The following is a 14338-nucleotide window of genomic DNA, read 5'->3' as shown; positions in this document are numbered from 1 at the left end:
TAATGAGCTTCGACCTCATGGCAGCCCCCTGCCAGCCACTGACAGCCCTGGCGATTTTGCGCTGCAACACTGCGGATTGCGGGGGCACGCCGGCGCCGCCTGGGGTATCGCGCCATGTAGTAAACTTACCTCAAAAGCGCTATCGTGACCCCACCGACCACCCCCCTCCCGGAGGAACCCATCATGTCGACACAGCCGCTGCACACCCCCATCCGCCGCACCAAGATCGTCGCCACCCTGGGCCCGGCCAGCGACCGCGAAGGGGTGCTGGAGGCGATGATCGCGGCCGGCGTCGACGTGGTGCGCCTCAACTTCTCCCACGGCTCGGCCGACGACCACCGCCAGCGCCTGATCCGTGTCCGCGAGATCGCCGCCCGCCTGGGCAGGAGTGTGGCCGCCCTGGGCGACCTCCAGGGCCCCAAGATCCGCATCGCCCGCTTCGCCGATGGCGCCGTGGAACTCGCCGAGGGCGCTCCCTTCATCCTCGACATGGCCCTGGACGGCACTGCCGGCACCTGGGAACGGGTCGGCTGCGACTACCGGCAGCTGATCGATGACGTCGCCCCGGGCGACCGCCTGCTCCTCGACGACGGCCGGGTGGTGCTCGACGTCACCGCCGTTCGCGGCCGCGAGATCCACACCACCGTGGTGGTCGGCGGCCGGCTCTCCAACAACAAGGGCATCAACAAGCAGGGCGGCGGCCTCTCGGCGCCGGCCCTCACCGACAAGGACCGCGCCGACCTCGCCACCGCGGTCGAGATCGGCGTCGACTACCTCGCCGTTTCCTTCCCGCGCACGGCCGCCGACATGGCCGAGGCCCGGGCGCTGCTCGGCGAGGCCGGCGCCGAGATCGGCCTGGTGGCCAAGCTGGAGCGCGCCGAGGCGGTGGCCGACGCGGCCACCCTGGACGGCATCATCGAGGCCTCCGAGGCGGTGATGGTGGCCCGCGGCGATCTCGGCGTGGAGATCGGCGACGCCCAGCTGATCGGCATGCAGAAGCGCATCATCAAGCGCGCGCGCACGCTGAATCGCGCGGTGATCACCGCCACCCAGATGATGGAGTCGATGATCGAGTCGCCGCTGCCCACCCGGGCCGAGGTGTTCGACGTGGCCAACGCGGTGCTCGACGGCACCGACGCGGTGATGCTCTCCGCCGAGACCGCCGCCGGCGACTTCCCGGTGGAGACCATCGAGGCCATGGACCGGGTCTGCCTGGGCGCCGAGCGCGAGAAGATCGCCCAGGAATCCGGCCACCGCATCCACGAGGGCTTCTCGCGGATCGACGAGACCATCGCGCTGTCGGCGATGTACGCCGCCAACCACCTGGAAGGCGTGGCCGCCATCGCCTGCATGACCTCGACCGGCTACACGCCCTTGATCGCCTCGCGCATCCGCTCGGGGTTACCTATCGTCGGCCTGGCCCATAGCCCGGTGGCCCAGCGGCGCATGGCGCTCTACCGCGGGGTGGTCTCGCTGCCCTTCGACACCCGCGACATGGCGCCCACCGAGCTCAACGACCGGGCGCTGGCGCTGCTGGTGGAGAAGGGCATCGCCGAACCCGGCGACCATGTCATCCTGACCCGGGGCGACCACATGAACGCCCATGGCGGTACCAACACGCTGAAGATCCTCGAGGTGTGAGAAATGACCGAGACTCGCCCGCAGCGCTCCGTGCGCCGCACCCTGCCGGCACGCAAGCGCATCGCGCTGATCGCCCACGACGGCAAGAAGGAGGAGCTGCTGGAGTGGGCCGCCGCCTGGCGGGACACCCTGGCCCGACACGAGCTCACCGGCACCGGCACCACCGCCAGCCGCGTGGCCAGGGCGCTGTCGCTGCCGGTCCAGGGACTGATGAGCGGCCCCCTGGGAGGCGACCAGCAGATCGGCGCCCTGATCACCGAGCAGCGGCTCGACCTGCTGATCTTCTTCTGGGACCCCTTCGCGCCCCAGCCCCACGACCCCGACGTCAAGGCGCTGCTGCGCCTGGCCGCGCTGTGGAACGTGCCGGTGGCCTGCAATGCGGCGAGCGCCGACTTCCTGATCAGCTCGCCGTGGCTGGACCAGGCCTACGAGATGGCCATTCCCGATGCCGGGGCCTGGGTCCAGGCGCGGGCCGGCGACTGAGCGCCGCCCTCAGCCCGCGGCGGCGGCCCGCCGGCCGACGCCGTGACCATGCCAGGCCGCGGCCAGCCACAGCGCCACGCTGACCAGCACGTAGGCGACCGCCCGCCAGGGATGGCCGAGCAGCACGAGCTGCAGGGTCTCGAGCCCGAACAGCGAGAAGGTGGTGAAGCCGCCGCAGAAGCCGGCCACCAGGAAGGGCTGCCAGCGGGCGACCCGCCCGTGGACACGACCGGCGGCAAAGGCCGCAAAGGCGGCGATCAGCCAGGCGCCCAGGGTGTTCACGGCCAGGGTGGCCCAGGGAAAGAGCGGAACCGGCAGGGTCAGCAGCGCCAGGCTGAGCTGGTAGCGCAGGGTGGTGCCCAGGGCGCTGCCCAGCCCCACGGCGGCGTAGGCGCGCCTGCCGATCATGTCGCGCCTCCCGCCAGCCACCAGCCGAGCAGCAGGGCCAGCAGGCCGGCCACCAGGGTCGCGACGACATTGGCCAGGGCGGCCAGGGGGCGACGCTGCTGCCAGAGGGTCAGGGTCTGCAGGCTGAACGACGACACCGTGGTGTAGCCCCCCAGCAGGCCGATGGCCAGCAGCTGCCAGGACAGCCCCGGCGCGCCGACGGGCAGGCCCAGGACGCCAACCAGCCCGCCCATGGCCAGGGCGCCGGAGAGGTTGACCACCAGGGTCCCCCAGGGAAAGACCGAGCCGAGACGTCGGGCCACGGCATCGCCCACGGCCAGCCGGGCCATGCCGCCCAGCGCACCGCCGATCGCCACCAGCAGCAGCCCCGTTGCCTCCAGCTCCATTCCCGGCTCCTGTCTGCCGTCCGGCTTCCACCACCCGATAAAGGGCGCCACCCAACGAAAAAGGCCACCCCGAGGGGTGGCGGAAGAGTATCGCATGCTTGCCAGGCCGGCGGGCAGGGTGCCGTGTTCGCCGGACTCCGGCAAATATGGCATACGGGCGCCGTCATGTACAATTCCTGTATACGGTTATGCCGCCACAGGCCCGCGGGTCGTGGTGGTGCGGCAAAGTCCGTATCATGACCCGACATCATCGCCCACACGCCAAGAGACGGAGGTCACCGCGTGAATTCCAAGCGAGTCCTACCCCTGCTGGTCGGCTGGCTGCTGATCGCCCTGATGGCGATCGCGGCACCGGCCCAGGCCCAGCAGGCCCAAGGCGGCGACGCGCCTGCCCACTCCACCCTGGCCGACCTGCTCGAGAACGAGGAGACGCGCCAGCAGCTGATCGACCAGCTGCGCGGGATGGCCGATGCTCCGGCCGCCGAGGCGACGCCAGAGGAGGCGGCCGCCTCTCCCTCGCTGCCTCGCCAGCTGGCCGAGCTGACCAGCCGCATCGCCAGCGACATCGGCGGACAGTTCGGCAGCGCCGTGGAGGCGGTCGGCGACCTGTTTACCGGTGGCCTGGAGGACAGCACCTTCGACACGGCGGCCTTCACCAGCGCGACCATCAACCTGGGCCTGGTGATCCTGGCCACCCTGGTGCTGTTCCTGGCCTTCCGCCGACTGGCCAAGCCGCTGTTCACCGGGATCAGCCAGTGGTCGCTCAACGGTGCCGGCTTGACCCCGGTGCTGCGACTGGTGATCTGCGTGGCCCTGGCCGCCCTGGTGGACGTGCTGGTGGTGGCGCTGGCCTACGTGGGCGGCAACCTGGTCGCCACCTTCGCCATCGGCGAGACCGGCGAGCTCTCCACCCGCGCCTCGCTGTTCCTCAACGCCTTCCTGGTCATCGAGCTGCTCAAGGCGGCGCTGCGGGTGCTCTTCTCGTCACGCTACGAGGGGCTACGCCTGCTGCCGATCACGGCGGACGAGGCCTCCTACTGGAACCGCTGGATCGCCCGGCTGATCGGCCTGGTGGGGTACGGCCTGATGGTGGTGGTGCCGCTGATCAACGTCTACATCGCCCCGGCCCTGGGCCAGGGGGTCGGCACCCTGATCATGTTCGCCGCCTTCGTCTACGCCGTGGCGGTGGTGATGAAGAACCGCCAGCGGCTGCGCGATGCCATCAACGAGAAGGCCGACCGCGCCACCATGGCCGCCACCCGGGTGAGCCTGCAGCTCTTCGCCCGCACCTGGCACCTGTTCGCCCTGGCCTACTTCGTGATGGTGCTGGTGGTGACCCTGACCCGCCCGGTGGATGCCCTGCCCTTCGTGCTCTTCGCCACCCTCAAGACCATCGCCGCGGTGGTGGTCGGGATGCTGGTCTCCAGCCTGCTGACCCAGACCATTGGCCGGCGCATCACCCTCTCCGAGGAGCTGCGTCGCAAGCTGCCGCTGCTGGAGCCCCGCCTCAACAGCTACGTGCCCAACGCCCTGCGGGTCATCCGCACCCTGATCCTGATCGTGGTGGTGATGCTGGTACTCAGCGCCTGGGGCGCCTTCGACCTGGCGGGCTGGTACGCCTCCGAGGCGGGCCGCGGCCTGGTCGGCAAGGTGGTCAGCGTGGCGATGATCCTGATGATCGCCATCGGCGCCTGGCTCGGCCTGGCCAGCCTGATCGAGCACAAGCTCAATCCCGAGACTGGCAAGGGCGAGCCCGACGCCCGCGCCAAGACCCTGCTGACGCTGTTCCGCAACGCCCTGGCCATCGCCCTGATCACCATGACGGCGATGATCGTGCTGGCCGAGATCGGCATCAACATCGGCCCGCTGATCGCCGGTGCCGGTGTGCTGGGCCTGGCCATCGGTTTCGGGGCCCAGAAGCTGGTCCAGGACATCATCACCGGCATCTTCATCCAGGTGGAGAACGCCATGAACACCGGCGACGTGGTCACGGTGGGCGGCATCACCGGCACCGCGGAGCGGCTCAGCATCCGCTCGGTGGGCATCCGCGACCTCAACGGCACCTACCACATCGTGCCCTTCTCCAGCGTGGACACCGTCTCCAACTACATGCGCGAGTTCGGCTACCACGTGGGCGAGTACGGCATCGCCTACCGCGAGAGCATCGACGATGCCATCGTGGCGCTGCGCGAGGCCTTCGATGAGCTGGCCGGCGACGAGGAGCACAAGATGAACATCCTCGCCCCGCTGGAGGTGGCCGGCGTGGTCGCCCTGGCCGACAGCTCGGTGAACATCCGGGTGCGCATCAAGACCACCCCGGGCACCCAGTGGGCCACCGGCCGGGCCTTCAACCGCCTGGTCAAGCTGCACTTCGACGCCCGCGGCATCGAGATCCCCTTCCCCCACACCACCCTCTACTTCGGTGTCGGCAAGGAGGGCGAGGCGCCGCCCGCCAACCTGCGCGTCATGCAGCAGCCCTTCGACATCGACGGCCGCCCGGGCGGGCAGCCCCGCTCCGGCGAGAGCAGCCGGGCCGGCGAGGAGGATCCGCGCTCCCGCCCCAACCCCGCGTTCAAGGGCGACTTCGACGACGAGGACTGAGCCGCCGCGCCCTCCTCCCCCGACGAAGGCGGGGCTGCCACCGGCAGCCCCGCCTTTCTATTTCCGTGCCCGTGTCGGCCGCCCTCGCCGCGAGCCTGGCTCGCCCCATCCTGTCACGGGGCACGCCTGTCGACCCGCCTGCCCGCTGGCTGGCCGGCAGCGGTGACCCTTGCCTGGTTCCCCTGGCGATGCACCGCCCACGAGAAGGGGGCGCCTGAGCGCCCCCGGATGGTGTGGCCTGGCCGCGGCAGGGGCCGCGGGCGCATCAGGCCCTGTCCTTGCCCTTGGCCTCCTGGCTGACACCCTTCTTCTTGCCCTCGGCCAGCACGTCCTTGTCCTCGCTGGGCTGGGGCAGGGAGGGCAGCGACTTGTCGAGCAGCTCGACGCTCTGGCGGTAGTAGAGCTGGCTCTTGTTGTGCTCGCCCAGGTTGGCATAGAGCCGCGCCAGCTCGGCGCACACCACGCCGCTGGGGCGCTGGCGCTGGCTGGCCTCGAAGTACTCCTGGGCCTTGCCCCAGTAGGCGTTGCGCAGCGCCAGGCGGCCCAGGGTGAGCAGCAGGTCGGGGTCGTTGGGGCGCTCCTGCAGCCACTTCTCGGCGGTGACCAGCTGGCGGCCGGCGTCCACGTCGAGCAGCCCGTAGCGCAGCACCAGGCGGCTGTCCCAGTGCTCCTTGAGGGAGTGGCGCAGCAGCCGCTCGGCGATGGGTTCCTGGCCACCGCGCACCAGCGCCTCGGCGTAGAGCACGATCAGGTCGATGTTGCCGCGCAGGTGGTCGGGCATGTCGGCCCACAGCCCGCGCACCTTCTCGATGTCGGCGCCCTCGCGGGCCTCGCGCACGATCAGCTCGCGGTAGGCGCGCTGCTCCAGCTGCTCGCGCTCCTCCGGGGCGATCAGCTGCTGGGCGCCCAGCCGCGGCATCAGGCGGCGCAGGCCGTCCCAGTCGCTGACGCTGAGGTAGGCCTGCTTGAGCTGCTTGAGCACCTGGGGGTGGTTGGGCAGCTGACGGTCGAGGCGGGTGAGGATGGCCAGCGCCTCCTCGTACTGCTGGCGGTCCAGCATCAGCTGGGCCTGCATCATGCCCACCGCGGTGTCGGCCCCCTCGGTGCTGAGGTGGGCCCGCTTGAGCAGGGTGTCGGCCTGGTCGAAGCGGCCCTGGTAGTGGGCCGCCAGCGCCGCGGAGAGGTAGTTGACCAGCGGCGTGCTGGAGTCATCCGCGGCCTTGACCAGGGACTTCTCGGCCTTCTTCCAGCGCCCCTCGGCCAGCGCCACCAGGCCGCGCACGGTGCGCTTCATGGCGTTGCGGTTGCGGGTGCGGCTGTTCCACACCTTGAAGCGGGAGACCGGGCGGGTCAGGCGCATCAGCACCCGCAGCCCGAAGTGCAGCAGCAGGAAGGCCGCCAGCAGGATCACCAGGCCGAACCAGAAGGAGGTCTGCAGCGAGGTGTCTCCGACCCGCACCAGCCAGTAGCCGGGCACGGACATCATCAGCTGGCCGAACAGCGCGCCGAGCGCCAGGCCCAGGACGACGATCAGGATCAGCTTTCTCATGCGTCATCTCCCCGGCGCGACTCGAAGCGGCGCTCGATGAAGGTGGCCAGGGCCTGCTGGGAGCCGCTGATGTCCGGCAGTTCGGGGCGAATCGCCTCGCCCTTCAGCGCCTCGAGCCGGCCGATCACCGATTGCACGCCGGAGGCGTCGGTGTCGTAGTAGCCGTTGATCAGGGTCAGGGCCTTGTCGAGGCTCGCCTCGAAGAGCGCCTGCTCCTCCTTAAGCAGCGCCAGCTGGGACTGCTCCAGCACCAGGCGCACGCTCTGGCGCAGGTAGGACTCCTGCTCGGGCGTGATCAGGGCCTCCAGCGCGGCGTCATGATGGCGGATGGTGACCAGCTCCTTGAGCTCCTGGCCGAAGCGCGACAGCTGCTGCTGCCAGGTGCCGCTGGGCGCCTCCTCCATGCCGGCGCGCACGGTGATCTCCTCGATCTCCTGGGCAAGCGGCTGGCGGGCGATCTGCTCTTGCTGGGCGTTGAGGGCCAGCCACAGGCCGGTGCGGTCGACCCGCGGCACGGCGTCCAGGGCGGCCAGTTCGCTGGCGATCTCGCGGCGCACCGGCACCAGAGCGGGGTTGTCGGCCTCGAGCAGCCGCTGGTCGGCGGTGCGCAGCAGGGCGGCGGCCCCCTGGACGTCGCGCTCCAGCTGCAGGCGCTGGTTGGCCAGGCGTAGCAGGTAGGCGGCCTCGGCGTGGAGCCAGTCGCGCTCGTCGGTCTCCTGCTCGCTGGCCAGCTCGGCCAGCACCTGGTCCAGGGTCTCGTTGACCTCGCCACGGTAGTCGGCGAACTCGCCCTGCAGGGCCTGGATGGCCCCGTCCAGAGCGGCGTCGCGCTCACGCTCGCCCTCGTCGAGACGGTCCTCCAGGCCGGCCAGGTCGGCGGCGCTGGCCAGCTCGCCGGTGCGGGACTCCAGCTCGGCGATGCGCGCCTGCTGGGCATCGAGCTTCTGCCAGGCCTGCCAGCCGAACAGCGCCGCGGCGATGGCAAGCAGGATCACCAGCACGATGGCCACCAGGCCGCTCTTGCTCTTGCCCTTGCCATCACCGCCACCGGCCGGCGCGGCAGGCCGGGCGGGGCCGCCGCCCGAGGCCGACGCCGCAGGCTTGGCGGTGTCGGGCTTGGCGGTGTCGGACTTGCTGCCGGCTGCGCCGGCGGGCTTCGCCGGCTGCTTGTCAGCGCTCTTGTCCGCCCCCTTGTCATCGCCCTTGCCGGCCCCGCCCCTGGCATCGCCGGTCGCCCCGGGGCCGGCGGCAGCCTTGGTGGCCTCGGGCTTTTTCTCGGCCTTTTCCTCGGGCCTGGCGCCGGCGGTCTCCGCGCCCGGTGACTGGCCGACAGCCGGTGCCGTGGCGGCGGGCCTGTCGGGCTGCGCCGCCTCCTGGCCGGCCGACGGGGAATCCGCGGCCGCCGCGTTGCCGCCCTTGTCGTAGCGACGCGAGCGGCGCCGGCCCGAGGCGCCGCCCTTGCCGGCGCCGCCCCCCGAGGTCGCCGATTGTGCGCCGGAGGGCGCCTGCTGTTCGTCCTGATCGTGTGGTTGCTTGCTCATCTGTCGCTAGCCCTTTTCGAGATCGTCTTGGTCGACATCGGCTTCCTGCGGGTCACAGGCGTCGGCCACCGCCGCCGCCAGCGCGGCCGGCGTGGCACCGGACGCCACGACGGGGGCACGAAACCCCAGCTTGCCGGCCAGTGTAGCCAACCGGGCACTGGAAACGATTAGCGGTTGGTTCAAGGCGGCATCTGCACACCATCTTGCCAGATGTTCGAGAATTTCTCCGCTGCTGACCACCAGCGCGCGGTAATCGCCCTCTGCCAGGCAGGCCTGGAGGGCCGGGGAAGGGTCGAGGGGGGTGCGGCGATAGACCGCCAGGCGGGTGACCCGGGCGCCGCGCTCGGCGAGGGTCTCGGCCAGCAGCGTCCGCCCACCCTCGCCGGCCACCAGCAGCACCTTCTCCTCCGCCAGCCGCTGCAGGGAGCCCAGGCGCAGCAGCGCCTCGCTGGTGTCCTCGCCGGCCTCGGCCGGCGGCACGTGCACGCGCACCCCGAGCCGCTCATGCAGGGTGGCCGCGCTGGCGGCGCCCACCGCGTAGTAGTCGATGCCCAGCGGCAGCTGCGGCCAGTAGCGGTCCAGCGCCTCGGCGAGGCACTCGGCGGCAAAGGGGCTGACCACCACCACCCGCCGGAAGTGGTCGAAGTCGAGCCAGGCGGCGCGCTGTTCCGGTGTCTCGGCGAGCGCCTCGAGGCGCAGCGCCTCGAGGCGGGCCACCGGCGCCCCGACCGCGGCCTCGATCGCCGCGGCGAGGAGATCACCCCGCGGACCGGGGCGGGTGACCAGTACCGGGGAGGAACCCATCAGCCGGCGCCGTACACCTCGGCGAGGATCTCGCCGGCCCCCTGGTCGAGCAGCTCCTCGGCCACCCGGATGCCCAGCGCCTCGGGCTCGTGGATCGAGCCGCGCCCCTCGGCGCGCAGCACCCGGGTGCCGTCCGGGGTGCCTACCAGGGCCCGCAGCCAGAGGGTCTGGCCGTCGTTCTCGAACACCGCGTGGCCGCCGATCGGCACCTGGCAGCCGCCCTCCAGGCGAGTATTCATGGCGCGCTCGGCGCGCACCCGGGTGGCGGTGGCGGGATCGTCCAGCGGCGCCAGCAGCGAGATCAGCTCGGGATCGTGGAGCCGGCACTCGATGCCCAGCGCGCCCTGGCCACAGGCCGGCAGGCACACCTCGGGGGGCAGCTCCATGGCGATGCGGTCCTCGAGGCCCAGGCGGCGCAGGCCGGAGGTGGCCAGCAGGATGGCGTCGAACTCGCCGGCATCGAGCTTGCCCAGCCGGGTCTGCACGTTGCCGCGCAGGCTGAGCACCTCGAGGTCCGGGCGCGCCTCCTGCATCTGCAGGCCGCGGCGCAGGCTGGAGGTGCCGATGCGTGCACCCTCGGGCAGTTCGTCCAGGCTGGCGTAGTGGTTGGAGACGAAGGCATCGGTGGGCTCGGCGCCTTCGAGGATCACCGAGAGCCCCAGCCCCTCGGGGAAGTGCATCGGCACATCCTTCATGGAGTGCACGGCGATATCGGCACGGCCGTCGAGCATCGCCTCCTCCAGCTCCTTCACGAAGAGCCCCTTGCCTCCCACCTTGGCCAGCGGCGTGTCGAGGATCTTGTCGCCGCGGGTGGACATCGCCACCAGTTCCACCTCGAGCCCGGGGTGGGCGGCCATGAGACGGTCGCGGACATGTTCGGCCTGCCACATGGCCAGTTGACTCTTGCGCGTGGCGATACGCAGCTTGGTGATGGCTTGCACGAGGTTCTCCCAGTCCCGGTTCCCTTGCTGGCGGCGCCCCTTGCGCCTGCGCCCGGTTGCAGATGGCGTCTTTTCCACAGCATATAGGTTGCCATCATAAAGCACCCGGGAGGGCAGGAAAAATCACGCTCCTCCCGGCCCCGCCCGCCGGGGCGCCCCCTCGCCAGGCCCGCGGACTCTGGTACACTGCTCGGCATGTCCGACGGCGCCGCAGGGCGGCGCCGGGGCCGGTATCCGCCGGCCCTCGTCCCACGCAACCGTCATGCAGGATGCCCAGCCCGATGAGCCCTAGTTCCCCCAACCCCGGCACCAACCAGTCCTGGGGCGGCCGCTTCAACGAGCCCACCGATGCCTTCGTCGCCCGCTTCACCGCCTCGGTGGACTTCGACCGGCGCCTCGCCTTCCACGACATCCAGGGATCGATGGCCCACGCCACCATGCTGGCCCGGGTCGGCGTGCTCACCGACGCCGAGCGCGACGCCATCCTCGAGGGGCTGGAGGCGGTGCGCGGCGAGATCGAGGCGGGCACCTTCCCGTGGTCCGTCGAGCTCGAGGACGTGCACATGAACGTCGAGGCGCGGCTCACCGAGAAGATCGGCATCACCGGCAAGAAGCTGCACACCGGGCGCTCGCGCAACGATCAGGTGGCTACCGACATCCGCCTGTTCCTGCGCGACGAGATCGACCAGGTGGCGGCCGAGCTCGCCCGCCTGCGCCGCGGGCTGATCGAGCTCGCCGACCGCGAGGCCGACACCATCATGCCCGGCTTCACCCACCTGCAGACCGCCCAGCCGGTCACCTTCGGCCATCACCTGCTGGCCTGGCAGGAGATGCTGGCCCGGGACCACGAGCGGCTGCTCGACTGCCGCCGGCGCGTCAACGTGATGCCGCTGGGCGCCGCGGCGCTGGCCGGCACCACCTACCCCATCGACCGCCACGTCACCGCCGAGCTGCTGGGCTTCGACCGCCCCGCCGAGAACAGCCTGGATGCGGTGAGCGATCGCGACTTCGCCATCGAGTTCGCCGGTTTCGCCAGCCTGCTGCTGATGCACCTGTCGCGGATGAGCGAGGAGCTGGTGCTCTGGACCAGCGCCCAGTTCGACTTCATCGACCTGCCCGACCGCTTCTGCACCGGCTCCTCGATCATGCCGCAGAAGAAGAACCCCGACGTGCCGGAGCTGGTGCGCGGCAAGACCGGGCGCGTCTACGGGCACCTGATGGGCCTGCTGACCCTGATGAAGTCCCAGCCGCTGGCCTACAACAAGGACAACCAGGAGGACAAGGAGCCGCTGTTCGACGCCGTGGACACCGTCAAGGACTGCCTCAAGGCGTTCGCCGACATGGTGCCGGCCATCGCGCCGAAGCAGGCGCAGATGGCCGAGGCCGCCCGCCGCGGCTTCTCCACCGCCACCGACCTGGCCGACTACCTGGTCCGCCGCGGCGTGGCCTTCCGCGACGCCCACGAGATCGTCGGCCAGTCCGTGGCCTTCGGCCTGAAGCAGCAGAAGGACCTCTCCGAGATGAGCCTCGAGGAGCTCCAGCAGTTCTCCGACACCATCGAGGCGGACGTCTTCGAGGTGCTGACCCTGGAGGGCTCGGTGGCCGCCCGCAACCATATCGGCGGCACCGCCCCCGACCAGGTGCGCGCCGCCGCCCAGCGGGCCCGCGACGCCCTGGCCGCCATGGAAGGCACCGCCTGATGCAGCGGATCGCCTTCGCCATCCTCGCCATGGCGCTGCTCGTCGGTCTGGCCGGCTGCGGCCAGAAGGGGCCGCTCTACCTGCCCGATGACGAGCAGGCCGCCGAGCAGTATGGCCCCCGCGACGCCGACGACGCCGACAACGCCCCCGACGACAGCGAGACCTAGGCATGGATCATTTCGAGTACCGCGACGGCGTGCTCTACGGCGAGGAGGTCCCGCTGACCCGCATCGCCGAGCAGTTCGGCACGCCCTGCTACGCCTACTCCAAGGCCACTCTGGCCCGGCACTTCCGCGCCTATACCGAGGCGCTGGGCAGCCACCCCCACCTGATCTGCTACGCGGTGAAGGCCAACTCCAACCTCGCCGTGCTGGGCCTGCTGGCCCGCCTGGGGGCCGGTTTCGACATCGTTTCGATGGGCGAACTGGAGCGGGTGCTGGCCGCCGGTGGCGACCCCGCCAAGGTGGTCTTCTCCGGCGTCGCCAAGCAGGAGGCCGAGATGGCCCGAGCGCTGGAAGTGGGCATCAAGTGCTTCAACGTGGAGTCCCGCCCGGAGCTCGAGCGCCTCGATGCAGTCGCCGGCCGACTCGGCAAGGTCGCGCCGGTGTCGCTGCGGGTCAACCCGGACGTGGACGCCGGCACCCACCCCTACATCTCCACCGGGCTCAAGGACAACAAGTTCGGCATCCCGGTGGATGAGGCGCTGGCCGTCTACGAGTTGGCCGCCTCGCTGCCCCACGTCAAGGTGACCGGCCTGGACTGCCATATCGGTTCCCAACTCACCGAACTCTCGCCCTTCCTCGATGCCCTGGACCGCCTGCTGCTGCTGCTCGAGCGGCTGCGCGAGCGGGGCATCGAGGTGGAGCACCTGGACCTGGGCGGCGGCCTCGGGGTGCCCTATCGCGACGAGCGCCCGCCGGCGCCCTTCGACTACGCCACGGCGCTGCTCGAGCGCCTGGCGAGCTGGGCGGGCAGCGAGCGGCTGACCCTGCTCTTCGAGCCCGGCCGCTCCATCGCCGCCAATGCCGGGGTGCTGCTGACCCGGGTGGAGTTCCTCAAGCCCGGCGAGACCAGGAACTTCGCCATCGTCGACGCCGCCATGAACGACCTGATCCGTCCGGCGCTCTACCAGGCCTGGCAGGCGATCCTGCCGGTGGACACCCGCCGCCCCCGCGACACCGCCACCTACGACGTGGTGGGCCCGGTGTGCGAGACCGGCGACTTCCTGGGCAAGGAGCGGGAGCTCGCCATCGCCCCGGGCGACCTGCTGGCGGTGCGCTCGGCCGGCGCCTACGGCTTCGTGATGGCCTCCAACTACAACAGCCGCCCGCGCCCCGCCGAGGTGATGGTGGACGGCGACCAGGCCCACCTGGTGCGCCGCCGCGAGCGCCTGGTCGACCTCTGGGCCGGCGAGGCCCTGCTGCCGGAGGACGCCGACTGATGCTGCTGCACTTCACCAAGATGCATGGCCTCGGCAACGACTTCATGATGGTCGACCTGATCACCCAGCGTGCGCGCCTGGAGGCCGAACAGGTCCGCCAGCTGGCCGACCGCCGCTTCGGGATCGGCTTCGACCAGCTGCTGGTCGTGGAGCCCCCCCGGGACCCGGACATGGACTTCCGCTACCGCATCTACAACGCCGACGGCAGCGAGGTGGAGAACTGCGGCAACGGTGCCCGCTGCTTCGCCCGCTTCGTGCGTGATCAGCGGCTCACCCACAAGCACGAGATCCACGTGGAGACCGCCGGCGGGCCCCTGGTACTGCGGGTCGAGGACGACGGCCGCGTCCGCGTCGACATGGGAGAGCCGCGTTTCGCCCCCGCCGACCTGCCCTTCGAGGCCGACGAGGACCGCCCGCTGCATGTCCTGGAGGTGGACGGCGAGCCGGTCGAGGTCGCCGTGGCCTCCCTGGGCAACCCCCATGCGGTGCTGCGGGTCGACGACGTCGACAGCGCCCCCGTGGCGCGTCTGGGGCCGGCCATCGAGGCCCACCCGCGCTTCCCGAGGCGGGTCAACGTCGGCTTCATGCAGGTCGTCTCTGCCCACGAGATCCGGCTGCGCGTCTTTGAACGCGGCAGCGGCGAGACCCTGGCCTGCGGCACCGGCGCCTGCGCCGCGGTGGCCTGCGGCATCCGCCAGGGCCTGCTGGAGAGCCCGGTCACCGTGCACCTGCCGGGGGGCGAGCTGACCATCGAATGGGCAGGCCCCGGCGCGCCCCTTGCCATGACCGGCCCCGCCACGCGCGTCTTCGATGGCCGCATCGCCCTGAGCTGAACCTGACAGC

At 71.0% G+C, this 14338-nt stretch carries 12 protein-coding genes and 1 pseudogene; 7 read left to right on the top strand and 6 right to left on the bottom strand.

The genetic code is table 11. From position 1 onward, the window contains the following. Positions 1-183: 183 nt before the first annotated feature. Complete coding sequence (pyk, locus tag NFC98_RS00740; RefSeq protein WP_254276363.1) at positions 184-1641, top strand: pyruvate kinase; 1458 nt, start codon at positions 184-186, stop codon at positions 1639-1641. 3 nt (positions 1642-1644) lie between these two features. Then, positions 1645-2124 carry a methylglyoxal synthase gene (locus NFC98_RS00735; RefSeq protein WP_254276362.1) on the top strand — a complete coding sequence of 160 codons (480 nt, stop codon included), beginning with the start codon at positions 1645-1647 and terminating at the stop codon, positions 2122-2124. Positions 2125-2133: 9 nt separating this feature from the next. Here the strand turns inward: NFC98_RS00735 and NFC98_RS00730 are convergent, their stop codons facing one another. Together NFC98_RS00730 and crcB are read right to left on the bottom strand one after the other, a co-directional pair. Then, entirely contained in the window at positions 2134-2532 is a 399-nt protein-coding gene (locus NFC98_RS00730) for a CrcB family protein (RefSeq protein ID WP_254276361.1), read from the bottom strand. Next, complete coding sequence (gene crcB / locus NFC98_RS00725; protein WP_254276360.1) at positions 2529-2918, bottom strand: fluoride efflux transporter CrcB; 390 nt, start codon at positions 2916-2918, stop codon at positions 2529-2531. Before crcB ends, NFC98_RS00730 begins: the two co-directional genes overlap by 4 nt. 282 nt (positions 2919-3200) lie before the next feature. Here crcB and ybiO point away from each other — a divergent pair, with 282 nt between their 5' ends. Next, positions 3201-5519, top strand: coding sequence for a mechanosensitive channel protein (gene ybiO / locus NFC98_RS00720; protein WP_254276359.1), 2319 nt, complete (start codon positions 3201-3203; stop codon positions 5517-5519). Positions 5520-5784: 265 nt separating this feature from the next. Here ybiO and NFC98_RS00715 read toward each other — a convergent pair whose 3' ends face one another. From NFC98_RS00715 to hemC, 4 genes are read right to left on the bottom strand one after another with little or no spacing between them, the layout of a single operon-like run. Beyond that, a complete protein-coding gene (locus tag NFC98_RS00715; RefSeq protein ID WP_254276358.1) occupies positions 5785-7068 on the bottom strand; it encodes a heme biosynthesis HemY N-terminal domain-containing protein in 1284 nt (427 codons plus the stop codon). Beyond that, entirely contained in the window at positions 7065-8609 is a 1545-nt protein-coding gene (locus NFC98_RS00710; RefSeq protein WP_254276357.1) for a uroporphyrinogen-III C-methyltransferase, read from the bottom strand. Before NFC98_RS00710 ends, NFC98_RS00715 begins: the two co-directional genes overlap by 4 nt. A 6-nt stretch (positions 8610-8615) precedes the next feature. After that, a complete protein-coding gene (locus NFC98_RS00705) occupies positions 8616-9413 on the bottom strand; it encodes a uroporphyrinogen-III synthase (protein ID WP_254276356.1) in 798 nt (265 codons plus the stop codon). After that, on the bottom strand, positions 9413-10354 hold the full coding sequence (hemC, locus tag NFC98_RS00700) for a hydroxymethylbilane synthase (RefSeq protein WP_302055085.1): 942 nt from the start codon (positions 10352-10354) through the stop codon (positions 9413-9415). The genes NFC98_RS00705 and hemC overlap by 1 nt, the downstream gene beginning before the upstream one ends. Positions 10355-10635: 281 nt before the next feature. On the opposite strand from hemC, the gene argH reads away from it, so the two are divergent. From argH to dapF, 4 genes and pseudogenes are all read left to right on the top strand, one after another. Beyond that, the gene (gene argH / locus NFC98_RS00695; RefSeq protein WP_254276355.1) at positions 10636-12054 is read left to right on the top strand and encodes an argininosuccinate lyase; all 1419 of its coding nucleotides are present in this window, start codon (positions 10636-10638) and stop codon (positions 12052-12054) included. Next, positions 12054-12164 (top strand): annotated as a pseudogene (locus NFC98_RS00690) (lipoprotein); the annotation flags it as partial. The gene argH and the pseudogene NFC98_RS00690, both read left to right, overlap by 1 nt. 59 nt (positions 12165-12223) lie before the next feature. Further along, a complete protein-coding gene (gene lysA / locus NFC98_RS00685; protein ID WP_254276353.1) occupies positions 12224-13495 on the top strand; it encodes a diaminopimelate decarboxylase in 1272 nt (423 codons plus the stop codon). Next, entirely contained in the window at positions 13495-14328 is an 834-nt protein-coding gene (gene dapF, locus NFC98_RS00680; RefSeq protein ID WP_254276352.1) for a diaminopimelate epimerase, read from the top strand. Before lysA ends, dapF begins: the two co-directional genes overlap by 1 nt. Positions 14329-14338 lie beyond the last annotated feature (10 nt).

Origin of the sequence: Halomonas sp. 3H (assembly GCF_024206005.1) — a bacterium.
GTDB classification, from domain to species: domain Bacteria; phylum Pseudomonadota; class Gammaproteobacteria; order Pseudomonadales; family Halomonadaceae; genus Halomonas; species Halomonas campaniensis.
This window is presented reverse-complemented; position numbering and strand designations above follow the sequence as displayed.